Origin of the sequence: Streptomyces nymphaeiformis (assembly GCF_014203895.1) — a bacterium.
Classification (GTDB): domain Bacteria; phylum Actinomycetota; class Actinomycetes; order Streptomycetales; family Streptomycetaceae; genus Streptomyces; species Streptomyces nymphaeiformis.
The window spans coordinates 695,101-717,892 of record NZ_JACHJY010000004.1 but is presented as its reverse complement, the minus strand read 5'-3'; the positions used below and the strand labels follow the sequence as shown (position 1 = coordinate 717,892).

Genomic DNA, 22,792 nt, shown 5'->3' with positions numbered 1-22,792 from the left:
AATACTACGCACGGCCGCTCCGCCCCCTTCGTAAATCGGTTCGCCGCTTCTCGTCCGCAGGTGCGATCCTGGATCCCGTATGTCTACTTCCTTCGCCGCCCTCCAGTCCGTCCTGGCCGAGGTCTCGCTGCGGGACTCCCACCGGCTCGGCCGCCGTCTCGAAGGCGCCCGCCGCATCCGCAAGCCCGAGGCCCGCGCGGCCGTCCTGGACGAGATCGCCGCCGAGGCGGCCAAGGCCAAGGAGCGCGTCGACGGGCGCGCCTCCCGCGTGCCCGCGGTCACGTACCCCGAGCAGCTGCCCGTCTCGCAGAAGAAGGACGAGATCCTGGAGGCGATACGCGACCACCAGGTCGTGATCGTCGCCGGTGAGACGGGCTCCGGCAAGACCACGCAGATCCCGAAGATCTGTCTGGAGCTGGGCCGGGGCGTCCGGGGCATGATCGGGCACACCCAGCCCCGCCGGATCGCCGCCCGTACGGTCGCCGAGCGCGTCGCCGAGGAGCTGAGGACCCCGCTGGGCGAGGCCGTCGGCTGGAAGGTCCGCTTCACCGACCAGGTGAACCCGGACGCGACCTTCGTGAAGCTGATGACGGACGGCATCCTGCTCGCCGAGATCCAGACGGACCGCGAGCTGCGCGCGTACGACACGATCATCATCGACGAGGCCCACGAGCGGTCCCTCAACATCGACTTCCTGCTCGGCTACCTGGCCCAGCTGCTGCCGAAGCGCCCCGACCTCAAGGTCGTCATCACCTCGGCGACGATCGACCCCGAGCGCTTCTCCCGCCACTTCGGCGACGCCCCGATCGTCGAGGTCAGCGGGCGCACGTACCCGGTCGAGGTCCGCTACCGGCCCCTCCTGGAGGAGGACTCGGAGGAGTCGGACCGGGACCAGATCACCGCGATCTGCGACGCCGTCGACGAGCTCCAGAAGGAAGGGCCCGGCGACGTCCTGGTCTTCCTCTCCGGCGAGCGCGAGATCCGCGACACGGCGGACGCGCTGCTGAAGAAGAAGCTCTTCAACACCGAGATCCTTCCTCTCTACGCCCGGCTCTCCCATGCCGAGCAGCACCGGGTCTTCCAGGCGCACTCCGGCCGCCGGATCGTCCTCGCGACGAACGTCGCCGAGACCTCCCTGACCGTCCCCGGCATCAAGTACGTGATCGATCCGGGCACCGCCCGCATCTCCCGCTACTCGCACCGCACCAAGGTGCAGCGGCTGCCGATCGAGCCGGTCAGCCAGGCCAGCGCCAACCAGCGCAAGGGCCGCTGCGGCCGTACGTCGGACGGCATCTGCATCCGGCTGTACTCCGAGGACGACTTCCTCACCCGCCCGGAGTTCACGGACGCGGAGATCCTCCGCACCAACCTGGCCTCCGTCATCCTCCAGATGACCGCGGCCGGCCTCGGCGACATCGAGAAGTTCCCCTTCATCGACCCGCCGGACCACCGCAACATCCGGGACGGCGTGCAGCTCCTCCAGGAGCTCGGCGCGATCGACCCGACGGAGAAGGACCCGAAGAAGCGGCTGACGCAGCAGGGCCGGAAGCTGTCCCAGCTGCCCGTGGACCCGCGGCTCGCCCGGATGGTCCTGGAGGCCGACAAGAACGGCTGTGTCCGCGAGGTCATGGTGATCGCGGCGGCGCTGTCCATCCAGGACCCGCGCGAGCGGCCGTCCGACAAGCAGGCGCAGGCCGATCAGCAGCACGCCCGGTTCAAGGACGAGACGAGCGACTTCCTCGCCTTCCTCAACCTGTGGCGGTACGTCCGCGAGCAGCAGCGGGAGCGCGGCTCCAGCTCCTTCCGCCGGATGTGCAAGCAGGAGTACCTGAACTTCCTGCGGATCCGCGAGTGGCAGGACATCTACGCCCAGCTGCGGACGGTCGCGAAGCAGATGGGCATCCACCTGAACGAGGAGGACGCGCCGGAGCAGTCCGTGCACGTCTCCCTGCTGTCCGGACTGCTCTCCCACGTCGGCCTGAAGGACGTGAAGGAGAACAAGGACAGCGGCCGGGATCCGAAGCGCGAGGGTGGCGGCCGGAACGAGTACCTGGGCGCGCGGAACGCCAAGTTCGCGATCTTCCCGGGCTCCGCGCTCTTCAAGAAGCCCCCGCGTTTCGTGATGTCCGCCGAGCTGGTGGAGACCTCGCGACTCTGGGCCCGGGTGAACGCCCGGATCGAGCCCGAGTGGATCGAGCCGCTCGCGCAGCACCTGGTGAAGAAGACGTACAGCGAGCCGCACTGGGAGAAGGACCAGGCGGCCGTGATGGCCTTCGAGAAGGTGACGCTGTACGGCGTCCCGATCGTCGCCGACCGCAAGGTGAACTTCGGGCGGATCGACCCGGAGGTCTCCCGCGACCTGTTCATCCGGAACGCGCTCGTCGAGGGCGACTGGCGCACCCACCACAAGTTCTTCGCGGACAACCGCAAGCTCCTCACCGAGGTCGAGGAGCTGGAGCACCGGGCCAGGCGCCGGGACATCCTCGTCGACGACGAGACGCTCTTCGACTTCTACGACAAGCGCGTCCCCGAACACGTCGTGTCCGGTGCCCACTTCGACTCCTGGTGGAAGCACAAGCGCCACGAGGAGCCGGAGTTCCTCGACTTCGAGCGCGAGATGCTCATCAACGAGAAGGCCGGCGCGGTCACCAAGGACGACTACCCGGACTCCTGGCGCCAGGGCGCGCTGAAGTTCCGGGTGACGTACCAGTTCGAGCCGGGCGCGGACGCGGACGGCGTGACCGTCCACGTGCCGCTCCAGGTGCTCAACCAGGTGACCGACGAGGGCTTCGAGTGGCAGATCCCGGGTCTGCGCACGGAGGTCGTCACGGAGCTGATCCGCTCGCTGCCGAAGCCGATCCGCCGCCACTACGTGCCGGCGCCGAACTTCGCGACCCGCTTCCTGGACTCCGTGGTTCCCGTCCAGGAGCCGCTGACGGGTGCGCTCGCGCGGGAGCTCCAGCGGATGGTCGGCGTCCCGGTGACGGACGGGGACTTCGACTGGGCGAAGGTCCCCGAGCACCTCAAGGTGACCTTCCGGATCGTCGACGAGCGGCGCCGGAAGCTGGCCGAGGACAAGGACCTGGAGACGCTGCGCCTGAAGCTGCGCCCCAAGGCCCGTCAGGCGCTCTCCAAGGCCGCCGCGGCGGCGACGGGCGGCCCGGACGGCTCCGGGCCCTCCCTGGAGCGCACGGGGCTCAAGGACTGGACGATCGGGACGCTCACGAAGGTCTTCGAGACCAAGCGGGGCGGGCAGCCGGTCAAGGCGTACCCGGCGCTGGTCGACGAGGGCGACGCGGTGGCCGTGCGGCTCTTCGACTCGGAGGCCGAGCAGGCGCAGGCGATGTGGCGGGGCACCCGGAAGCTGATCATGCTGAACATCCCGGTGAACCCGGCGAAGTTCGCCTCGGACAAGCTGACCAACCAGCAGAAGCTGGCCCTGTCGTCGAACCCGCACGGCTCGATCCAGGCCCTCTTCGACGACTGCGCGACCGCCGCGGCCGACAAGCTGATCGCGGACCACGGCGGCCCGGCCTGGGACGAGGAGTCCTTCCGGAAGCTGTACGACCGGGTCCGCGCGGACCTGGTCGACACGACGGTGCGGACGGTGGGCCAGGTCCAGCAGATCCTGGCGGCCTGGCAGGCGTGCGAGCGCCGGCTGAAGTCGACGAACAGCCTGGCCCTGATCAACAACCTGACCGACGTGAAGGCGCAGCTCGCCTGGCTGATGCCGGCCGGCTTCGTCACCCGTACGGGCCTGAAGCGGCTCCCGGACCTGATGCGCTACCTGGTGGCGGTGGACCGGCGGCTCCAGCAGATGCCCACCGGGGTCCAGCGGGACACCACCCGGATGGAGAAGGTCCAGGAGATGCAGGACGAGTACGCCTGGCTCCTGGAGCAGCTTCCGAAGGGGCGTCCGGTGCCTTCGGAGGTCACCGACATCCGCTGGATGATCGAGGAGCTGCGGGTGAGCTACTTCGCGCACGCGCTGGGGACGGCGTACCCGATCTCGGACAAGCGGATCGTGAAGGCGATCGACGCGGCGGCCCCGTAGAGATCCGTGCGCGGGACCTCGCCGTCGGTGAGTTCGACCAGACCCCCTGACCTGCTGTACAGTCTGTCTCGCAGCCGCTCACGAGGGGCTGCGAGCAAGGCTCTGTGGAGCAGTTGGTTAGCTCGCCACCCTGTCAAGGTGGAGGTCGCGGGTTCAAGTCCCGTCAGAGTCGCTTTTCACGAAGGCCCGCATCGCGAGATGCGGGCCTTCGTTGTGTTCCCGTGTCTTGACGGGACCGCGCGCCCGCCGGTACCCCGGACTTCAGGGAATCGGGGGCCCACACCGGAGGTGGTCGCGCATGGCCGCGGCGTCCGCAGCTCGGCACGACACTCGCGCGCTGCTGCGCGCCCATCTGGCGGCCGCTTCGCGGTACGGACACCTCACCCGTCAGTGCGCGGTCTGCCATCGCCTCCTGCGGCTCGCCATGGAGGTCCCGGAGACCGAGGAGCCGGCGGACGGCACCGAGGACGCCATGGGGGACGCCACGGGGGACGAAAGTCCCACCGACCCATGACCAACGGCCGGTTGGCGGCGTTCCGCGAAGTGGGAGGCTGTTTCTTGGCAAGACTTCGTCAGTGTGACGGGTGTCACTGAAAGAGTTTCAGAAACCCCTGCACTTACACCCTCCCTACACCACCCGGATTTAATATGTGCAATTGCACCACCCTGGAGAGAGTGTGGCGCGGGGCACAAAAAAGATCGCGCTGGACCCGGCGGAGTCCAGCGCGATCGTTGACGGAGACCTGTTGGGGCAGGAGCCCGTCGGCAGTACTAGGGGTGGGCGACCGGATTGGGGGATCCGGACGGGCCCGGTGTTACGGGGTGTTGCAGGGTCCTGCGTGGTTCTGCGCGACCTCAGGCCTCGCTGCGCTGCTGCGGAATACCCGCCAGCAGAGCGCGAACCTCGGCCTCGCGGTACCGGCGGTGCCCACCCAGGGTGCGGATGGACGTGAGCTTGCCGGCCTTGGCCCAACGGGTCACCGTCTTCGGGTCCACGCGGAACATCGTGGCAACCTCGGCAGGGGTCAGCAGCGGCTCGGCATCAGGGGTGCGAGCGGTCATGAGCGGCCTCCTCGGGAGAACCGAACCAATCTCGGTTCTTTCCTCTAAATTCTGCACCTTGACCCGCCTTGCCCGAAATGGCAGAAGCGGGCCGAGTCGGTTATAGGACGAACGGCTTGTCCTCGGCACTACAACTACACCATCCGTCCAGCCGCGTCGGCCAAACCGATGGAATTGCCCTCGCAGGTGTTCATCAGCGGCGGAAGTCGACTGACCATGCCATAACGGACAGTCACGCCACTGTGACGATCAGTCACAGAGCGATCAGGAGTCCTCAGACCCCCCATAGAGTGCAATGCTGAGCGTTCCGCCCGAACTTGGGCGGAAGGAACCCTCCCCGGACTCCTTGTCCTATTTTGGCACGAGGGTGGGTGATGGACGCAAGAGTGCGTTACGTGCTGTCCGTCACGCTTGAGCCAAAGGCCCGGATCAGGACCAACGACCTCACCCCATCGGTGCGAAAGACCCGGCCAACGGAAACCGGCCACACCCTCAAGATCATTTACACCCGCCGGACATGTCTTGTCGATACCTACCTGACGAACTTGTCCGGCTGATGTCAGTTCGCGTAACGGAGGTCCCTGACCTTCCGCCAGCGCTCCGCGAGCCGCCCGTACACCTCGCTCGCCGCCTCGCCGTCCCCCGCCCGCAACGCGGCGATCCCCTCCGCCAGCTGCGCCGCCGAACGGTCCTCCGCCAGCCACCCGGCCGGCATCACGTGCACCAGACCGCCGAAGTCCAGCTCCACGAGCGCCCGCGGATGGAACTCCTCCAGCCAGCGCCCCACCTCGATCAGACCCTCCGTCATCGGACCGTCGTCGATCGACTCCCGCAGCGCCTTCAGCGCCCGCGCCAGCCGCCGCCGCGCCTGCGCCATCGTCGTCCGGTACCGCAGCACCGGCGCCCGGCCCGCCTCCGTGCTCCCGGACTCCCCCGGCTCGTACTCCCGGTCCTCGTCCCCGAAGAGCGAGAACCAGCGCAGCGGCACCTGCCAGACCCCGGTGCGGATCCACGGCCGGGCGTCCGGGTTCCGGCTCAGCCAGCGCTCGTAGTCGCCCGCCACCTGCGCCCGGACCACCGGCGGCAGCATCGCGTCCAGCACCGACGCCGGGTACGGGCCCGCCGTCAGCTCCTCCAGGGCCAGCCAGCCGCGCAGCCGGGTCCGCCACGGGCAGATCACCACCACCCCGTCCAGATGCGCCACGAAGGCCTCCCCGCTCTCGTGGACCGGCACCGGCACCGGGGGCGTCGGCAGCAGGTCCGCGAGCGAGCGGCGCAGCTCCTCCTGCGCCCCCGGGATGCGGGCCCGGCGCGCGTACCGGGCCCAGTGGGACCGCTCCGGCTCGGGGAACGCGGCCAGCGGCTCGTACACCCGCAGATAGGACGCGTAGGGAACGGGGACCGTGGAGGCGACCGACATGTCGCAAATCCTTCCACGGAGGTACTCCGGGAGGGGGTGATCCTGAGCACTGCGGCCGATCTACGCCCAGGTAGGACTTACTCTCTTCCCGATCTGGTCCTCCCCCACCCACAGGGAGGGCCGCAACCGCCGCTTCGTACTTGGGAGTCACCACCGTGACCGATGTGACCGGCGTTCCTGTCGACGTACTCAACACCCTGTTCCACTCGGAGCAGGGTGGCCACGAGCAAGTCGTGCTCTGTCAGGACCGCGCCACCGGCCTCAAGGCCGTCATCGCCCTCCACTCCACCGCCCTGGGCCCCGCCCTCGGCGGCACCCGCTTCTACCCGTACGCCACCGAGGCCGAGGCGATCGCCGACGCGCTCAACCTGTCGCGCGGCATGTCGTACAAGAACGCCATGGCCGGACTCGACCTGGGCGGCGGCAAGGCCGTCATCATCGGCGACCCGGAGCAGATCAAGACCGAGGAGCTCCTCCTCGCCTACGGCCGCTTCGTCGCCTCCCTCGGCGGCCGGTACGTCACGGCCTGCGACGTCGGCACCTACGTCGCCGACATGGACGTCGTCGCCCGCACCAACCAGTGGACCACCGGCCGCTCCCCCGAGAACGGCGGCGCCGGCGACTCCTCCGTCCTCACCGCCTTCGGCGTCTTCCAGGGCATGCGCGCCGCCGCGCAGACCGTGTGGGGCGACCCGACCCTGCGCGGCCGCAAGGTCGGCGTCGCGGGCGTCGGCAAGGTCGGCCACTACCTCGTCGAGCACCTCCTGGAGGACGGCGCCGAGGTCGTGATCACCGATGTGCGCGAGGAGTCGGTGTGCCGGATCACCGACAAGCACCCGCAGGTCACCGTGGTCGCCGACACCGACGCGCTCATCCGCGTCGAGGGCCTCGACGTCTACGCGCCCTGCGCGCTGGGCGGCGCCCTGAACGACGAGACCGTCCCGGTCCTCACCGCGAAGATCGTCTGCGGCGCGGCCAACAACCAGCTGGCCCACCCGGGCGTCGAGAAGGACCTGGAGGCGCGCGGCATCCTCTACGCGCCCGACTACGTGGTCAACGCCGGTGGCGTGATCCAGGTCGCCGACGAGCTGCACGGCTTCGACTTCGACCGCTGCAAGGCGAAGGCCACGAAGATCTTCGACACCACCCTGGAGATCTTCGCACGTGCGAAGTCCGACGGCATTCCGCCGGCCGCCGCGGCCGACCGGATCGCCGAGCAGCGCATGGCGGACGCCCGCCGCGCCTGATCCGCGCCCGGCAGTACGGAGGGCCGGCCCGCCGCCGGGCGAGACTTCGCTCACGCCCATCGGCGGGTCGGCGCTCAAGAAGAGGTTAAAATCGCGATTGACCAGCGAGGAAAGGGCACCTCGAAGGTTCTGTACCGGGGTATGTGATGCGCGCGGCGTACCGTAGACCCACGGAAACAGGTACCGTTGAAGCCCTACGGATCGGTCTCTCTGTCGAGAGTCCGTTCCGAATCATGAACGCGTGTCAAGACTCTGGGGCCGAAGAGCCCCGTCACCGAGGGGGTCGAGCCATGGGGCGCGGCCGGGCAAAGGCCAAGCAGACCAAGGTCGCCCGCCAGCTGAAGTACAGCAGCGGCGGGACAGACCTGACGCGTCTGGCCAATGAGCTGGGCGCTTCGACTTCGAGCCAGCCGCCGAATGGCGAGCCGTTCGAGGACGACGACGAGGAAGACGACCCGTACGCCCAGTACGCGGATCTCTACAACACGGACGACGAGGACGAGGACGACGAGTCCGGTCCGAGCTCGTCCCCGCGTCGCGCTTGACCTTCTGAATCGCAACACCGAAACCCGGACCGGGGTCACCCGTCCGGGTTTCTGTGCTGTCCGCGGAGGGATGCTGTCCGCGTAGGGATGGTGCCGAGAGCGGATACGTCGAAGGCGGGGCGCCCCCCAGGAGCGCCCCGCCTTCGACGTCAGACTTACTTCGCGACGCCTCTAATTTGAATACGTCCCGACCAGCTCAGCGCCCGTCGTGTGCGCCCCGCGCTCGGTGATCTCGCCCGCGACCCAGGCCTCGACCCCGCGGTCCTCCAGGGTCGCCAGGGCCACGTCCACGGACTCGGCCGGCACGACGGCCATCATGCCGACGCCCATGTTCAGGGTCTTCTCCAGCTCCAGGCGCTCCACCTGACCGGCCTTGCCGACCAGGTCGAAGATCGCACCCGGCGTCCAGGTCGAGCGGTCGACCGTGGCGTGCAGCCCGTCCGGGATGACCCGGGCCAGGTTGGCGGCCAGGCCGCCGCCCGTGATGTGGCTGAAGGCGTGGACGTCCGTGGTCCGGGTGAGGGCCAGGCAGTCCAGCGAGTAGATCTTCGTGGGCTCCAGGAGCTCCTCGCCGAGCGTCCGGCCGAGCTCCTCGACCTGCTGGTCGAGGGTCATGCCGGCGCGGTCGAAGACCACGTGGCGGACGAGCGAGTACCCGTTGGAGTGAAGGCCCGAGGACGCCATGGCGATGACCGCGTCCCCCGTACGGATGCGGTCCGCGCCGAGCAGCCGGTCGTACTCCACGACACCCGTGCCCGCGCCGGCGACGTCGAAGTCGTCCGGGCCGAGGAGGCCCGGGTGCTCCGCCGTCTCGCCGCCGACCAGGGCGCAGCCGGCCAGGACGCAGCCCTCGGCGATGCCCTTGACGATGGCGGCGACGCGCTCGGGGTGGACCTTGCCGACGCAGATGTAGTCGGTCATGAAGAGCGGCTCGGCGCCGCAGACGACGATGTCGTCCATGACCATCGCGACCAGGTCGTGGCCGATCGTGTCGTACACGCCCATCTGGCGGGCGATGTCGACCTTCGTGCCGACGCCGTCGGTCGCCGAGGCGAGCAGCGGACGCTCGTAGCGCTTGAGGGCGGAGGCGTCGAAGAGGCCGGCGAAGCCGCCGAGGCCACCGAGGACCTCGGGGCGCTGCGTCTTCTTCACCCACTCCTTCATGAGCTCGACGGCGCGGTCGCCCGCTTCGATGTCGACGCCCGCGCTCGCGTAGGAGGCACCGGTGGTCTCAGTCATGGGGTGAGAACTTTCGTGTCGTCGTACTACAGCTCGTGCTGCTCGTACCGCCCGTGCCGCGGGTCGCGGCACGGGCGGTGGGGGTCTTACGGGCGACGGAGCGCGTCGGAGGCCGCGGTGGCGGCCGGGCCGGCGGCCAGCTCGGTCTCCAGGAGCTGCTTGCCGAGCAGCTCGGGGTCCGGCAGCTCCATCGGGTACTCGCCGTCGAAGCAGGCACGGCAGAGGTTCGGCTTCTGGATCGTGGTCGCCTCGATCATCCCCTCCAGGGAGATGTACGAGAGCGAGTCCGCGCCCAGCGACTTGCCGATCTCGTCGACCGACATCCCGTTGGCGATCAGCTCCGCGCGGGTCGCGAAGTCGATGCCGAAGAAGCAGGGCCACTTGACCGGCGGCGAGGAGATCCGGATGTGGACCTCGGCCGCACCGGCCTCGCGGAGCATCCGGACCAGGGCGCGCTGGGTGTTGCCGCGGACGATCGAGTCGTCGACGACCACGAGCTTCTTCCCCTTGATGACTTCCTTGAGGGGGTTCAGCTTCAGCCGGATGCCCAGCTGGCGGATGGTCTGGGAGGGCTGGATGAAGGTGCGCCCGACATAGGCGTTCTTCACCAGGCCGGCGCCGAAGGGGATGCCCGAGGCCTCCGCGTAGCCGATGGCGGCGGGGGTGCCGGACTCCGGCGTCGCTATCACCAGGTCGGCCTCGACGGGCGCCTCCTTCGCGAGGCGGCGGCCCATCTCCACGCGGGAGAGGTACACGTTCCGTCCGGCGATGTCCGTGTCCGGGCGGGCCAGGTACACGTACTCGAAGACACAGCCCTTGGGCTTCGCTTCCGCGAATCGCGAGGTGCGGATGCCGTTCTCGTCGATCGCGATCATCTCGCCCGGCTCGACCTCGCGGACGAAGCTGGCGCCGCAGATGTCGAGGGCGGCGGACTCGGACGCGACGACCCAGCCGCGCTCCAGACGGCCGAGGACCAGCGGGCGGATGCCCTGCGGGTCACGGGCCGCGTAGAGCGTGTGCTCGTCCATGAAGACGAGGGAGAAGGCGCCCCGGACCTCGGGGAGGACCTTCGCGGCCGCCTGCTCGATGGTGAGCGGCGTGCCGTCCTCGTCCACCTGGCCCGCGAGGAGCGCGGTGACCAGGTCGGTGTCGTTGGTGGCAGCGACCCGGTTGGTCCGGCCCTCCTTCTTGGGGAGGTCCGCGACCATCTCGGCGAGCTGCGCCGTGTTCACCAGGTTGCCGTTGTGGCCGAGCGCGATCGAGCCCTGGGCGGTCGCCCGGAACGTCGGCTGCGCGTTCTCCCACGTGGAAGCCCCGGTGGTCGAGTAGCGGGCGTGACCGACCGCGATATGACCCTGGAGGGAACCGAGAGAAGTCTCGTCGAAGACCTGGGAGACGAGTCCCATGTCCTTGAAGACGAGGATCTGGGAGCCATTGCTTACCGCGATTCCCGCGGATTCCTGGCCCCGATGCTGGAGGGCGTAGAGCCCGAAGTACGTGAGCTTTGCGACCTCTTCACCCGGAGCCCAGACACCGAAGACGCCACAAGCGTCCTGGGGGCCTTTCTCACCGGGGAGCAGATCGTGATTGAGTCGACCGTCTCCGCGTGGCACGTTTCCGAGTGTAGACGGGCTCGACCACTGGTCCGAATTGAGGAAATGTGGAGGTGGCGGCCCTCGTGCGATCGCACGAAATGATCAACTCTGGCTTGGAGGGGCCTACGAAGCAGGCGGGGTAAGGGATTCCGGCCCCCGGGCCCCGGAGAGCGGACGCTCGTACCAGGCCCGGGGTGGTCCCGCGATGTGACGGACGCCGCAGTCGGTGGCAGCTCAGCGGGCGCTCGGGGTCGCCGTGAGGCCCTCTCCGGAGGCGTCGGTGAGGGTCAGCGTTCGGTGGTTCAGCCGATAGGTCAGCGGGCCGTCGAGGAGCTCGTACAGCCGCGTCTCCAGCGTCATCTGCGGGGGCGTGCAGATCATCCGGGTCGTCGCCGCCGGGCCCTCGACGGTGAGGGTGCGGGCCTTCTCGTCGACGCGGGCGTGCGCGGAGAAGTTGTTGCAGCCCAGGTTCCCGGTGACCCGGCCGTCGGCGCCGACCGTGAACCGCGCCTTGGCCCCGCTGCCGGCGGGCAGGGAGGAGGCCGTGTCCTTCGAGACCAGCCCGTCGATCTTCCAGGTGGTGCCGCGCAGCGGGACGGCCGACTCGGTGGTCAGCTCCACGCTGTTGCGCCCGTCGGCCGAGGCGAGCCGCAGGCCGTCGCCCTTCATCGTCCCCTTCAGCGGGCCCGAGAAGACCTTCAGGAACTCCGTCTCGAAGCGCCCCCGGTCGCCGGAGCAGGCCATGCCGGTCACCTCGGCCTGGGTGACGGTGAGGGTGTCGCCCCGGAGCAGGACGGGGGCGCCGAAGGTGTTGCAGCCGGCGTTCCCCCCGACGAAGTCCTTCTCCCCGAAGTCGACGCGCGCTCCGTCGGGCGCGACGGACCTGACGCCGTCGACCGTGACCGCGTCGACCGTCCAGTACGTGCCGGCGACCGGCAGGTCGGGCTCTCCCGCACCGCTCCCCGCCCCTCCTCCCGTACCGCAGGCCGTGAGCAGGAGGAGGGGGACCAGGACGGCGTGTGCGCGTGGCTTCGGCATGCCGATGGGACGGAGGGAGCGGCCGTACGGTTCCGCCGGTTACCCCATCAGGGGCAGCAGGGCCTTCAGGTCCGCCCGCTCGCCGCTCGCGCCGACGTGGGCCGCGTCCAGCTCCGCCGCCCACTCCGTACGGCCCGTGGCGAGCCTGAGCCAGGTCAGCGGGTCCGTCTCCACCACGTTCGGCGGGGTGCCCCGGGTGTGCCGGGGGCCCTCCACGCACTGCACCACCGCGTACGGCGGGATCCGCACCTCGACCGCCCCGCCCGGCGCCTTCTGCGCGAGCGCGTCGGCGAGCAGCCGGGTGCAGGCCGCGAGGGCCTGGCGGTCGTACGGGACGTCGGCGCCGGTCGCCGCGTTCAGGTCGTCGGTGTGGACGACGAGTTCGACGGTCCGGGTCACGAGGAAGTCCCCGAGCCGCATCGCGCCGAAGCGCGTCGGGACGAGCCGCTCGTCGGAGACGGCCCCGATCGCCTCCTCGTACCGTGCGAGGGTCTCCGCGTAGAGCGCCGGCAGGTCGCCCGCGTCGATCGCCCGGGTGTCCTCGTCGATGCTTCCCGCCGCCGTCGCCGTGGCCAGGGGCCAGTCGACCAGGGCGAGTTCCCGCTTCTCCGGCTCGGGCTCCGCGAGCCTCCGGGTCAGGGACGCGAGCACCATCGTCAGGTGCGCCGCCAGGTCCCGTACGGTCCACTCCCCGAGCCGGGTCGGCCCGTCCAGCTGCTCGGGCGTCAGCGCCGTCACCGCCTCCCGTACGTGCCGGAACTGGGCGAGGACGGCCGCCCTGGTCTTGGCGGAGTCGTAACTGCGGGCGCGCTTCTTGGCAGGTGGCATGGCCCGAGGCTAGCCCCGAGACTGGAAGGAACGGAGCCACTCGCAGCGAAAGCAGGCGACGGGACCATGACCCATCACGAGCACCCCGACGCGGCCCTGATACGCCGGGGCTACGAAGCGTTCGGCAAGGGTGACATGGAGGCACTCGGTGCCACCATGACCAGCGACTGTACCCACCACGCCCCCGGCAGCACCCGGTTCGGCGGGCACTTCAAGGGCCGCGACAACGTCCTGACCATGTTCGGCGAGATGTTCGAGTACACCGCCGGCACCATGCGCGTCGAGCTGGGGGGCGTCTACCCCGACGGCCGTGGCCATGTGATCTCGACCCACAAGTTCTACGCCGAACACGGCGATCGCGGGATCGAGATGAACGGCGCCATGTTCTTCACGATCATCGGAGGCAAGGTCTCGGACGTCGACGAGTGCGTCGAGGACATCACCGAGCTCGACGCCTTCTACTCCCAGGCCTGAGAAAGGCGTTCGAGCCCCCGCCCGGGCGAGGGCGGGGGCTCGATTCCGTACGGATACGGCGTCGGATCAGACCAGCAGGCCCGGGATCGTCGCCTCGTGCGCCTCGCGCAGCTCCGTGAGGGAGAGCGTGAACTCGCCCTGCACGTCCACCGCGTCGCCGTCGACGACACCGATCCGGGTCGCCGGCAGACCCCGCGCACCGCACATGTCGGTGAAGCGGAGCTCCTCGCTGCGCGGGACGGCGACGACCGCACGGCCCGCCGACTCGCTGAAGAGGAACGTGAAGGCGTCCAGGCCCTCCGGGACGACCAGGCGCGCGCCGTTCCCGCCGCGCAGGCAGGACTCGACGACCGCCTGCACGAGACCGCCGTCGGACAGGTCGTGCGCCGCGTCGATCATGCCGTCGCGCGAGGCCGAGATCAGGATCTCGCCGAGCAGCTTCTCCCGGTCGAGGTCCACGGCCGGCGGCATGCCGCCGAGGTGCTGGTGGATCACCTCGGACCAGGCGGACCCGCCGAACTCCTCCTTGGTGTCGCCGAGCAGGTAGAGGAGCTGGCCCTCTTCCGCGAAGGCGATGGGGGTGCGGCGGTTGACGTCGTCGATCACACCGAGGACGGCCACGACGGGCGTCGGGTGGATCGCGACCTCACCGGTCTGGTTGTAGAGGGAGACGTTGCCGCCCGTCACCGGGGTGCCCAGCTGGAGGCAGCCGTCCGCGAGACCACGGGTGGCCTCGGCGAACTGCCACATCACGGCCGGGTCCTCGGGCGAACCGAAGTTCAGGCAGTCCGAGATCGCCAGCGGCTTCGCACCGGAGGCGGCGACGTTGCGGTACGCCTCCGCGAGCGCGAGCTGCGCACCCGTGTACGGGTCGAGCTTGGCGTACCGGCCGTTGCCGTCGGTCGCCATGGCCACGCCGAGGTTGGTCTCCTCGTCGATGCGGACCATGCCCGCGTCCTCGGGCTGCGCCAGGACCGTGTTGCCCTGCACGAACCGGTCGTACTGGTCCGTGATCCAGGACTTCGAGGCCTGGTTCGGGGAGGAGACGAGCTTGAGGACCTGGTCCTTCAGCTCGGCGCCGTCCTGCGGCCGGGGCAGCTTGCCGGCGTCGTCGGCCTGGAGCGCGTCCTGCCAGTCCGGGCGCGCGAACGGCCGGTGGTAGGTCGGGCCCTCGTGGGCGACGGAGCGCGGCGGGACGTCGACGATCTGCTCGCCGTGCCAGAAGATCTCCAGGCGCTCGCCGTCCGTCACCTCACCGATGACGACCGCGATGACGTCCCACTTCTCGCAGATCTCGAGGAAGCGGTCGACGTGCTCGGGCTCGACGATCGCGCACATGCGCTCCTGCGACTCGCTCATGAGGATCTCCTCGGGAGAGAGCGTCGCGTCGCGCAGGTGCACCTTCTCCAGGTCGACCCGCATGCCGCCGGAACCGGCGGAGGCCAGCTCGGACGTGGCACAGGAGAGCCCGGCGCCGCCGAGGTCCTGGATGCCCGCGACGAGCTTCTCCTTGAAGATCTCCAGGGTGCACTCGATGAGGAGCTTCTCCTGGAAGGGGTCGCCGACCTGGACGGCGGGGCGCTTGGCCGGCTTGGTGTCGTCGAAGGTCTCGGACGCGAGGACCGAGACGCCGCCGATGCCGTCGCCGCCCGTGCGGGCGCCGTACAGGATGACCTTGTTGCCGGGGCCGGAGGCCTTGGCGAGGTGGATGTCCTCGTGCTTCATCACGCCGATGCAGCCGGCGTTGACCAGCGGGTTGCCCTGGTAGCAGGAGTCGAAGACGACCTCGCCGCCGATGTTCGGCAGGCCCAGGCAGTTGCCGTAGCCGCCGATGCCGGCGACGACACCGGGCAGCACGCGCTTGGTGTCGGGGTGGTCGGCCGCGCCGAAGCGCAGCGGGTCGACGACCGCGACCGGGCGGGCACCCATGGCGAGGATGTCGCGGACGATGCCGCCGACGCCGGTGGCCGCGCCCTGGTAGGGCTCGATGTACGAGGGGTGGTTGTGCGACTCGACCTTGAAGGTGACCGCGTACCCCTGGCCGACGTCGACGACGCCCGCGTTCTCGCCGATGCCGACGAGCATGGCGTCGTTCTCGGGGGTCTTCTCGCCGAACTGCTTCAGGTGGACCTTGCTGCTCTTGTAGGAGCAGTGCTCGGACCACATGACGGAGTACATGGCGAGCTCGGCGCCGGTGGGACGGCGGCCGAGGATCTCGCGGATGCGCGCGTACTCGTCCTCCTTGAGGCCGAGCTCCTTCCAGGGCTGCTCGCTGTCCGGCGTCTCGCTCGCGTGCTTGACGGTGTCGAGGCTCATCAGGCGTTGACCAGCTTCTTGAGGATCGAGGTGAAGAAACCGAGGCCGTCCGTCTTGCCGGTGCCGATCAGCGGCTCGACGGCGTGCTCCGGGTGCGGCATGAGGCCGACCACGTTGCCCGCGGCGTTGGTGATGCCCGCGATGTCGCGCAGGGAGCCGTTGGGGTTCACGTCCAGGTAGCGGAAGGCCACCCGCCCCTCGGCCTCCAGCTCGTCGAGCGTGCGCTCGTCGGCGACGTACCGGCCGTCCATGTTCTTGAGCGGGACCTCGATCTCCTGGCCCTCGGTGTAGTCCGAGGTCCAGGCGGTCTCCGCGTTCTCCACCCGCAGCTTCTGGTCGCGGCAGATGAAGTGGAGGTGGTTGTTGCGCAGCATCGCGCCCGGCAGCAGGTGGGCCTCGGTGAGGATCTGGAAGCCGTTGCAGATGCCGAGGACGGGCATGCCCGCCTTCGCCTGCTCGATGATCGACTCCATCACCGGCGAGAAGCGGGAGATGGCTCCGGCCCGCAGGTAGTCGCCGTAGGAGAAACCGCCGGCGAGGACCACGGCGTCGACCTGCTTGAGGTCCTTGTCCCGGTGCCAGAGCGACACGGGCTCGGCGCCCGCGAGGCGGGCGGCACGCAGCGCGTCCTGGTCGTCGAGCGTTCCGGGGAACGTGACGACGCCGATGCGTGCGGTCACGACTCCACCTTCACGATGAAGTCTTCGATCACGGTGTTGGCAAGGAAGGTTTCGGCCATCTCATGGATGCGGGCGAGGGCGGCGTCGTCGACCGGTCCCTCCACCTCCAGCTCGAAGCGCTTCCCCTGACGGACGTCGGCGATTCCGGCGAATCCCAGGCGGGGCAGTGCACGCTGCACCGCCTGCCCCTGAGGGTCGAGGATCTCCGGCTTGAGCATGACGTCGACTACGACGCGTGCCACTGGCACTCCCGGTGGTGTGTTGCGTGGGCGGTTCCCTCAGCGTACCTGCCTCCAAATTCTACGCGGGTAGAGATCTGAAGGATCCTACAAAAGCCCGGTTCAGAGCGGTGTGCGTCACACGAACACCCTCCACGCACCCGACACACGCTCCCCGCAAAATTCCAGTGAAATATTGCGGACCGCATTGCACCGGGACACGCTGAAACAATTGACAGGGCTTCACAATGCGACGCCTGCCGCTGTACAAAGGAATCCAGAAGAAAGCAGCATTGTCCCGGCACAGCCGTACGGTCGGCATCGCCGCACGTCAGGGGCGCCACAAGCGCCCTACCGGCCCCGGTGGCCGCAGGAAAGGACCGATATCCGTGGCTCAGCGTGTGGTGGTCACTCTCTCCGACGACATCGACGGCGGAGAAGCGGCTGAAACGGTCGCGTTCGGCCTTGACGGGAAGATGTACGAGATCGACCTGAATGCTGCCAATGCAAAGAAACTCCGCAAGGCCCTCGCGCCCTACCTCGCCGCCGGCCGCAAGCTGCCGGCCCGCGTGACGGCCGGCCGCGGCACCCCCGTCACCTCGTACACGCACACCGCCCTCGCCCCCGACCCGGCGGCGGTCCGCGCCTGGGCCCAGTCCAACAAGATGGACGTGCCCGCCCGCGGCCGGATCCCGAAGCGCGTCTACGAGGCCTTCCGCGCGGCGAGCTGACCGGGCGGCCACCGGGGGGGTGCACCCCCGGCTCCGACCGGGGCCGGAGGCGATTTGCATTGCACCCCCCATGATCCGGTAGAGTCTGGATCACGCCGAGGGGCGAGGCCGAAAAGCCGAGTCCCCAGCAGCGTGCGGGTGTAGTTCAGTAGCAGAACAGCCCCCTTCCAGGGGGAAGGCGCAGTGTGCGATCCCTGTCACCCGCTCTGCGAGAAACGCGTTACCGACCACTCCGGTGGATCAGGTAGAGTGGTGCTCGCACCGAGCAGCGAAAGCTGACCGGTAGCAATGCGGACGTGGCTCAGTTGGTAGAGCATCACCTTGCCAAGGTGAGGGTCGCGAGTTCGAATCTCGTCGTCCGCTCAGGGAGTACGAAGGCCCCGGTTCTCAGGAACCGGGGCCTTCGTCGTATCCCCACCCTCTCTCCCCGCTCCCCCCTCATGACATTTGTCAGCGGGACCGGTGACAGCGCGCACTGCCCGGGCGCGCAGAGCGGCGAAACCCTGGAGCCATGACTCCAGCGATCGAGGCGACCGACCTGAGCCGGACCTACTCCGGCGGATACGAGGCCGTGGCCGGCATCTCCCTCACCGTCCCGCGCGGCGAGGTCTTCGCCCTCCTCGGCACCAACGGGGCCGGGAAGACCTCCACCGTCGAACTCCTGGAGGGCCTCGCCGCCCCGACCCGCGGCACCGTCCGGGTCCTCGGCCACGACCCGTACCGCGAAAGGGCCGCCGTCCGCCCCCGCATCGGGGTCATGCTCCAGGAGGGCGGCTTCCCCTCCGACCTCACCGTGGCCGAGACCGTACGGATGTGGGCCGGCTGTACCAGCGGCGCCCGCCCCGCCGGGGAGGCCCTCGACTCCGTCGGCCTCACCGGCCGCGAGCGGGTCCGCGTCAAGCAGCTCTCCGGCGGCGAACGGCGCCGCCTCGACCTCGCGCTCGCCCTCCTCGGCCGCCCCGAGGTCCTCTTCCTCGACGAACCGACCACCGGACTCGACGCCGAGGGCCGCCGCGACACCTGGGACCTCGTCCGCGCCCTGCGCGCCGGCGGCACCACCGTCCTGCTCACCACGCACTACCTGGAGGAGGCCGAGTCGCTCGCCGACCGGCTCGCGATCATGCACCAGGGCCGGATCGTGCTCTCCGGCACCCCCGCCGAGGTCACCGCCGCCCAGCCCGCCCGGATCCGCTTCACCCTGCCCGCCGACGTGCCCGCGGCCCGGCTCCCGCTGCGGCTGAGGGCGGCCGACGACGGCGGCCGGGTGGAGATCCGCACCCACGCCCTCCAGGACGACCTCGGCGAACTCCTCGACTGGGCCCGCGAGACCGGCACCCGACTCGGAGCACTCGACGCCCGCTCGGCCTCCCTCGAAGAGGCCTTCCTCGACATCGCGTCCCGCGCGCAGGAGACCTCCACCCCCCGTACCCCCGCCCAGGAGGCCGCAGTCCGATGACGACCACCACCGTTTCCCGCGACACCGGCGCCGACGGCCGGCCGTCCACCACCCGGACCCGGCTCGCCGCCCTCGCCCGCGCCGAGCTCACCCTCCTCGGCCGCAACCGCAACGCCCTCTTCATCGCGGCCGTCATGCCCCTGCTGATGGTCGTCCTGCTGCGCTCCTCCCTCAGGGGACTCGACCCGAAGGTCCTCGCCATCGGCGCCGGACCGGCGACCCTCGTCGGCGGCACCGGCATGATCCTGCTGGTCGTCGTCTACATGAGCCTCACGTCCAGCCTGGTCGCCCGCCGCGAGGAGCTCGTCCTCAAGCGGCTGCGGACCGGGGAGGCGAGCGACACCGAGATCCTCGTCGGCGCCGCCCTGCCGGCCGCCGCGATCTCCCTCGCCCAGTGCGCGGTCCTCGTCGCCGCCGGCGTCACCGCCCTCGGCGCCGACGCACCCGCCCGCCCCGACCTGCTGCTCCTCGGGCTCGTCGCCGCCGTCGTCCTGCTCGCCGGACTCGGCGCCCTCACCACCACGATCACCCGCACCGTCGAGAGCGCCGGCCTGACCACGCTCCCGCTCTTCCTCGTCTCCTCCTTCGGCTCCGGGCTCTTCGTCCCCCGCGAGACCCTGCCCGGCCTCGCCGCCGACCTCTCCGAACTGCTGCCGCTCAGCGGCGTGATGGAGTTCGTACGGGCCGGCTGGCTCGGCACCGCGCACGCGGGGAACCTGCTGACCGCCGCGCTCCATACAGTGGCCTGGGGCGTCGTGACGGGGTGGGCGGTCCGCCGCCGGTTCCGCTGGGAACCGCGGCGCTAGCGGAAGTCGGAGGGGGACGGGTCGGATGACCACGATGACGGGCTGGTGGTCCCGGCGCAGCACCGCCGGAAAGGTCGAGCTCTACACCCGGTGGACCTTCCACTCCTTCGTACCGGTCGAGTTCTTCGCCCTCGGCGTGCTCCCGCTGACCGGCTCCAAGGGCAGCCCGCTCGGGCCGGTGGCCGCCACCGGAACGGCCCTGTGGGTCCTCACCCACGCCGTCCTGTGCGCGGTGCTCGCCTCCCGCGCCCTCGACCACACCACGGGCAGACGGGCCCGGCCGCCCGTCCGGCTCGCGGTCGCCGTCGGCTCCGCCACCGCCGCCGCCAACGTCCTCGTGCTCGCGCTGTGGACGGCCGGTGTGCTGCCCGACGGCGGGGTCGACGGCAGCGTCGTCAGCGGCACCACCACCTTCACCGTCGGTGCGATCGTCCTCTGCGTCGACCGCGTCCGGCACATGCTGTACGTCGTCGTCGGGGCCGCCCTCGCCACCGCCGCGCCCGTCGCCACCCTCGGCCCCGGCCCCGCCGTGGCCGGCATCACGGCCGTCGCGATCTTCGTCGGCGGCAGCGGCATCGCCACGGCCTGCGGCTTCTCCTCCTGGCTGCTCCGCGTCGTCCAGGAGCTGGAGCGCTCCCGCGAGCTCAAGGCCCGGCTCGCCGTCGCCGAGGAACGGCTCCGCTTCGGCCGTGACCTCCACGACGTCATGGGCCGCAACCTCTCCGTCATCGCCCTCAAGAGCGAGCTCGCCGTCCAGCTCGCCCGGCGCGGCCGCGAGGCGGCCGTGGACCAGATGGTCGAGGTGCAGCGGATCGCCCGGGAGTCCCAGCGCGAGGTGCGCGAGGTCGTCCGCGGCTACCGCGAGGCCGACCTCGCGGTCGAGCTGGAGGGCGCGCGGGGCGTGCTCGGCGCGGCCGGGATCGTGTGCGAGGTGACCGCGCCCGCGCTCGACCTGCCGGCCGGGGTGCAGTCGGCGCTCGGCTGGGTCGTCCGCGAGACGACGACGAACGTCCTGCGGCACGGCGACGCGCGGCGCTGTGCGATCGCCCTGCGGGCCGAGGCCGGAGGGGTGCTGCTCACCGTCGAGAACGACGGCGCGGAGGCGGCGGTCCTGGCCGTACGGGACGGGCCGGCGGCCGGCGCGGGCTCCGGGCTCGCCGGGCTGCGGGAGCGGCTCGGCGCGGTGGACGGCACCTTGGACGCGGGCCCTTCGGGACCGGACGGGTTCCGCGTGACGGCGCGCGTGCCGCTTCCCCGTACGACCGCGAAAGCCACGAACTCCGGGACCCAGGAGGAACGAACCCCATGACCGTGCGGGTGCTGCTCGCCGACGACGAGCACCTCATCCGGGGCGCGCTCGCCGCCCTGCTCGCCCTGGAGGACGATCTCGTCGTCGTCGCCGAGGCCGCCACCGGGCCCGAGGCGCTCGCCATGGCCCGGGCCCACCGCCCCGACGTCGCGGTGCTCGATCTCCAGATGCCGGGGGCGGACGGTGTGACGGTCGCCACATCGATCCGGGACGAACTCCCCTCCTGCCGCACCATGATCGTGACGAGTCACGGCCGCCCCGGGCACCTCAAGCGGGCCCTCGCCGCAGGCGTCCGCGGCTTCCTCCCGAAGACCGTCAGCGCCCAGCGGCTCGCCGAGCTGATCCGTACCGTCCACGCCGGAAACCGCTACGTGGACCCGGAGTTGGCGGCCGAGGCCATCGCCGCCGGGGACTCTCCGCTGACCGCGCGCGAGGCCGAAGTGCTCGAATGCGCGGCCGACGGAGCCCCCGTCGCGGAGATCGCCCGACGCACCTCGCTCTCCCCCGGAACCGTCCGCAACTACCTCTCCTCGGCCGCCGCGAAGCTCGGCGCGGAGAACCGTCACACCGCGGTGCGTCTCGCACGCTCCAAAGGATGGGTATAGTTAGCAGCGCGCTACGGCGCATGCGGACGTGGCTCAGTTGGTAGAGCATCACCTTGCCAAGGTGAGGGTCGCGAGTTCGAATCTCGTCGTCCGCTCCATGAAGAAGCCCCCGGTCGAATCGACCGGGGGCTTTCTCGTTCCCTAGGACCAGGCCCGGCCGGTGAGGAGTTCGTACGCCTCGATGTACTTGGCGCGGGTCTTCTCCACGACCTCCTGCGGGAGCGCCGGCGGCGGCTGCTCGCTCTTGCGGTCCCAGCCGGAGGCCGGGGAGGTCAGCCAGTTCCGCACGATCTGCTTGTCGTACGAGGGCTGGGCGCGGCCCGGCTCCCACTCGGCGGCCGGCCAGAAGCGGGACGAGTCCGGGGTGAGGACCTCGTCGGCGAGGACGAGCGTGTCGCCCTCGAAGCCGAACTCGAACTTGGTGTCGGCCAGGATGATCCCGCGCTCACGGGCGATGTCACGGGCCCGGGAGTAGACGGCGAGGGTCGTCTGGCGCAGCAGCGCGGCCGTCTCGGCGCCGACCTGGCTCGCGACCTCCTCGTACGACACGTTCTCGTCGTGGTCGCCGACCGCGGCCTTGGTGGCCGGGGTGAAGATCGGGGCGGGCAGCTCGGAGCCGTCGGTCAGGCCCTCGGGGAGCGCGAGGCCGCAGACCGTGCGGGACTCGTTGTACTCGAGCAGGCCGGAGCCGGTGAGGTAGCCGCGGGCGACGGCCTCGACCGGGACCATGTCCAGCGACTTGCAGATGAGCGTGCGGCCCTCCCAGTCGGCGGGGGCGCCGGCGGGCAGCTCGGTCGACAGGACGTGGTTCGGGACCAGGTCGGCGAGCTTGTCGAACCACCACAGGGAGAGCCGGGTGAGGACGCGGCCCTTGTCGGGGATCTCGGTGGGCAGGACCCAGTCGTACGCCGACATGCGGTCGCTCGCCACCATGACGAGGTCGCCCGCCTCGTTCCGGTACAGGTCGCGGACCTTGCCCGTGTGGAGATGGGTGAGGCCCGGGACCTGGACGGGCTCGGGCTTTTCTACGAATCCGGACACGGTTCCTCCGCGTAGGTTGATCCAGGAGCGAGTCCGATTCTCTCGCACCTCCGGCCGGATCCCACCGCCAGGCCCTGTGAGCCCGCGCTCAGTCCCTCTTGCCTCAGTCCCTCTTGCCTCAGTCCCTC

Annotated in this window: 20 protein-coding genes and 4 tRNA genes; 14 read left to right on the top strand and 10 right to left on the bottom strand. The window is 70.2% G+C overall.

Annotated elements, in window-relative coordinates; translation table 11 throughout:
- Positions 1 to 79 precede the first annotated feature (79 nt).
- The 3 genes from hrpA to GGE06_RS17420 all read left to right on the top strand — a co-directional run bounded on the left by hrpA (position 80) and on the right by GGE06_RS17420 (position 4,568).
- The gene (hrpA, locus tag GGE06_RS17430) at positions 80 to 4,054 is read left to right on the top strand and encodes an ATP-dependent RNA helicase HrpA (protein ID WP_184931208.1); all 3,975 of its coding nucleotides are present in this window, start codon (positions 80 to 82) and stop codon (positions 4,052 to 4,054) included.
- A 98-nt stretch (positions 4,055 to 4,152) separates the two neighbouring features.
- Positions 4,153 to 4,226, top strand: a tRNA-Asp gene (locus GGE06_RS17425).
- Positions 4,227 to 4,352: 126 nt separating this feature from the next.
- Complete coding sequence (locus tag GGE06_RS17420; protein WP_116159814.1) at positions 4,353 to 4,568, top strand: DUF6274 family protein; 216 nt, start codon at positions 4,353 to 4,355, stop codon at positions 4,566 to 4,568.
- 341 nt (positions 4,569 to 4,909) lie between these two features.
- On the opposite strand, the gene bldC is transcribed toward GGE06_RS17420, so the two are convergent.
- A complete protein-coding gene (gene bldC, locus GGE06_RS17415; RefSeq protein ID WP_003949541.1) occupies positions 4,910 to 5,116 on the bottom strand; it encodes a developmental transcriptional regulator BldC in 207 nt (68 codons plus the stop codon).
- Between the two features lie 559 nt (positions 5,117 to 5,675).
- A complete protein-coding gene (locus GGE06_RS17410) occupies positions 5,676 to 6,536 on the bottom strand; it encodes a DUF8083 family protein (RefSeq protein WP_184931207.1) in 861 nt (286 codons plus the stop codon).
- Between the two features lie 155 nt (positions 6,537 to 6,691).
- Between GGE06_RS17410 and GGE06_RS17405 the strand changes: the two genes are divergently transcribed.
- Together GGE06_RS17405 and GGE06_RS17400 are read left to right on the top strand one after the other, a co-directional pair.
- On the top strand, positions 6,692 to 7,783 hold the full coding sequence (locus GGE06_RS17405) for a Leu/Phe/Val dehydrogenase (protein WP_184931206.1): 1,092 nt from the start codon (positions 6,692 to 6,694) through the stop codon (positions 7,781 to 7,783).
- 290 nt (positions 7,784 to 8,073) lie between these two features.
- On the top strand, positions 8,074 to 8,328 hold the full coding sequence (locus GGE06_RS17400; protein ID WP_030685394.1) for a DUF3073 domain-containing protein: 255 nt from the start codon (positions 8,074 to 8,076) through the stop codon (positions 8,326 to 8,328).
- 171 nt (positions 8,329 to 8,499) lie between these two features.
- Here GGE06_RS17400 and purM read toward each other — a convergent pair whose 3' ends face one another.
- From purM to GGE06_RS17380, 4 genes are all read right to left on the bottom strand, one after another.
- Positions 8,500 to 9,567, bottom strand: coding sequence for a phosphoribosylformylglycinamidine cyclo-ligase (gene purM / locus GGE06_RS17395; protein WP_116159816.1), 1,068 nt, complete (start codon positions 9,565 to 9,567; stop codon positions 8,500 to 8,502).
- A gap of 86 nt (positions 9,568 to 9,653) precedes the next feature.
- Positions 9,654 to 11,180, bottom strand: a complete 1,527-nt coding sequence (gene purF / locus GGE06_RS17390) for an amidophosphoribosyltransferase (RefSeq protein WP_116159817.1) — start codon at positions 11,178 to 11,180, stop codon at positions 9,654 to 9,656.
- Positions 11,181 to 11,396: 216 nt separating this feature from the next.
- Positions 11,397 to 12,200, bottom strand: a complete 804-nt coding sequence (locus tag GGE06_RS17385; protein ID WP_116159818.1) for an META domain-containing protein — start codon at positions 12,198 to 12,200, stop codon at positions 11,397 to 11,399.
- Between the two features lie 39 nt (positions 12,201 to 12,239).
- The gene (locus GGE06_RS17380; RefSeq protein ID WP_116159819.1) at positions 12,240 to 13,028 is read right to left on the bottom strand and encodes a maleylpyruvate isomerase family mycothiol-dependent enzyme; all 789 of its coding nucleotides are present in this window, start codon (positions 13,026 to 13,028) and stop codon (positions 12,240 to 12,242) included.
- Positions 13,029 to 13,094: 66 nt separating this feature from the next.
- Here GGE06_RS17380 and GGE06_RS17375 point away from each other — a divergent pair, with 66 nt between their 5' ends.
- The gene (locus GGE06_RS17375; protein ID WP_116159820.1) at positions 13,095 to 13,502 is read left to right on the top strand and encodes a nuclear transport factor 2 family protein; all 408 of its coding nucleotides are present in this window, start codon (positions 13,095 to 13,097) and stop codon (positions 13,500 to 13,502) included.
- A 66-nt stretch (positions 13,503 to 13,568) separates the two neighbouring features.
- Here the strand turns inward: GGE06_RS17375 and purL are convergent, their stop codons facing one another.
- The 3 genes from purL to purS are packed head-to-tail and all read right to left on the bottom strand — an operon-like array spanning position 13,569 to position 16,740.
- Positions 13,569 to 15,818 (bottom strand): phosphoribosylformylglycinamidine synthase subunit PurL, encoded by a 2,250-nt coding sequence (purL, locus tag GGE06_RS17370; RefSeq protein WP_116159821.1) that lies wholly within the window; start codon positions 15,816 to 15,818, stop codon positions 13,569 to 13,571.
- Entirely contained in the window at positions 15,818 to 16,498 is a 681-nt protein-coding gene (gene purQ, locus GGE06_RS17365) for a phosphoribosylformylglycinamidine synthase subunit PurQ (protein WP_116159822.1), read from the bottom strand. Before purQ ends, purL begins: the two co-directional genes overlap by 1 nt.
- Positions 16,495 to 16,740: a phosphoribosylformylglycinamidine synthase subunit PurS gene (purS, locus tag GGE06_RS17360; RefSeq protein WP_017240564.1), complete on the bottom strand. Its 246-nt coding sequence runs from the start codon at positions 16,738 to 16,740 to the stop codon at positions 16,495 to 16,497. Before purS ends, purQ begins: the two co-directional genes overlap by 4 nt.
- A gap of 365 nt (positions 16,741 to 17,105) precedes the next feature.
- Here purS and GGE06_RS17355 point away from each other — a divergent pair, with 365 nt between their 5' ends.
- The 8 genes from GGE06_RS17355 to GGE06_RS17320 all read left to right on the top strand — a co-directional run bounded on the left by GGE06_RS17355 (position 17,106) and on the right by GGE06_RS17320 (position 21,721).
- Positions 17,106 to 17,447, top strand: a complete 342-nt coding sequence (locus tag GGE06_RS17355; protein ID WP_116159823.1) for a histone-like nucleoid-structuring protein Lsr2 — start codon at positions 17,106 to 17,108, stop codon at positions 17,445 to 17,447.
- A 134-nt stretch (positions 17,448 to 17,581) separates the two neighbouring features.
- A tRNA-Gly gene (locus GGE06_RS17350) sits at positions 17,582 to 17,653 on the top strand.
- Between the two features lie 84 nt (positions 17,654 to 17,737).
- Positions 17,738 to 17,810, top strand: a tRNA-Gly gene (locus GGE06_RS17345).
- Positions 17,811 to 17,958: 148 nt separating this feature from the next.
- A complete protein-coding gene (locus GGE06_RS17340) occupies positions 17,959 to 18,903 on the top strand; it encodes an ABC transporter ATP-binding protein (protein WP_184931205.1) in 945 nt (314 codons plus the stop codon).
- Positions 18,900 to 19,709 carry an ABC transporter permease gene (locus GGE06_RS17335; RefSeq protein WP_184931204.1) on the top strand — a complete coding sequence of 270 codons (810 nt, stop codon included), beginning with the start codon at positions 18,900 to 18,902 and terminating at the stop codon, positions 19,707 to 19,709. Before GGE06_RS17340 ends, GGE06_RS17335 begins: the two co-directional genes overlap by 4 nt.
- A gap of 25 nt (positions 19,710 to 19,734) precedes the next feature.
- Positions 19,735 to 21,018, top strand: a complete 1,284-nt coding sequence (locus tag GGE06_RS17330; protein ID WP_184931203.1) for a sensor histidine kinase — start codon at positions 19,735 to 19,737, stop codon at positions 21,016 to 21,018.
- Positions 21,015 to 21,623 (top strand): response regulator transcription factor, encoded by a 609-nt coding sequence (locus GGE06_RS17325; RefSeq protein WP_184931202.1) that lies wholly within the window; start codon positions 21,015 to 21,017, stop codon positions 21,621 to 21,623. Before GGE06_RS17330 ends, GGE06_RS17325 begins: the two co-directional genes overlap by 4 nt.
- 22 nt (positions 21,624 to 21,645) lie before the next feature.
- Positions 21,646 to 21,721, top strand: a tRNA-Gly gene (locus GGE06_RS17320).
- Between the two features lie 43 nt (positions 21,722 to 21,764).
- Here GGE06_RS17320 and GGE06_RS17315 read toward each other — a convergent pair.
- Positions 21,765 to 22,664, bottom strand: coding sequence for a phosphoribosylaminoimidazolesuccinocarboxamide synthase (locus GGE06_RS17315; RefSeq protein WP_116159828.1), 900 nt, complete (start codon positions 22,662 to 22,664; stop codon positions 21,765 to 21,767).
- Positions 22,665 to 22,792 lie beyond the last annotated feature (128 nt).

Coding starts and splice junctions, on each gene's coding strand:
- GGE06_RS17420 (WP_116159814.1), top strand. CDS start 4,353: ATGGCCGCGGCGTCCGCAGCTCGGCACGACACTCGCGCGCTGCTGCGC.
- GGE06_RS17375 (WP_116159820.1), top strand. CDS start 13,095: ATGACCCATCACGAGCACCCCGACGCGGCCCTGATACGCCGGGGCTAC.
- GGE06_RS17380 (WP_116159819.1), bottom strand. CDS start 13,028: ATGCCACCTGCCAAGAAGCGCGCCCGCAGTTACGACTCCGCCAAGACC.
- purM (WP_116159816.1), bottom strand. CDS start 9,567: ATGACTGAGACCACCGGTGCCTCCTACGCGAGCGCGGGCGTCGACATC.
- GGE06_RS17325 (WP_184931202.1), top strand. CDS start 21,015: ATGACCGTGCGGGTGCTGCTCGCCGACGACGAGCACCTCATCCGGGGC.
- GGE06_RS17330 (WP_184931203.1), top strand. CDS start 19,735: ATGACCACGATGACGGGCTGGTGGTCCCGGCGCAGCACCGCCGGAAAG.
- GGE06_RS17385 (WP_116159818.1), bottom strand. CDS start 12,200: ATGCCGAAGCCACGCGCACACGCCGTCCTGGTCCCCCTCCTCCTGCTC.
- GGE06_RS17410 (WP_184931207.1), bottom strand. CDS start 6,536: ATGTCGGTCGCCTCCACGGTCCCCGTTCCCTACGCGTCCTATCTGCGG.
- GGE06_RS17400 (WP_030685394.1), top strand. CDS start 8,074: ATGGGGCGCGGCCGGGCAAAGGCCAAGCAGACCAAGGTCGCCCGCCAG.
- bldC (WP_003949541.1), bottom strand. CDS start 5,116: ATGACCGCTCGCACCCCTGATGCCGAGCCGCTGCTGACCCCTGCCGAG.
- hrpA (WP_184931208.1), top strand. CDS start 80: ATGTCTACTTCCTTCGCCGCCCTCCAGTCCGTCCTGGCCGAGGTCTCG.
- GGE06_RS17335 (WP_184931204.1), top strand. CDS start 18,900: ATGACGACCACCACCGTTTCCCGCGACACCGGCGCCGACGGCCGGCCG.
- GGE06_RS17340 (WP_184931205.1), top strand. CDS start 17,959: ATGACTCCAGCGATCGAGGCGACCGACCTGAGCCGGACCTACTCCGGC.
- purL (WP_116159821.1), bottom strand. CDS start 15,818: ATGAGCCTCGACACCGTCAAGCACGCGAGCGAGACGCCGGACAGCGAG.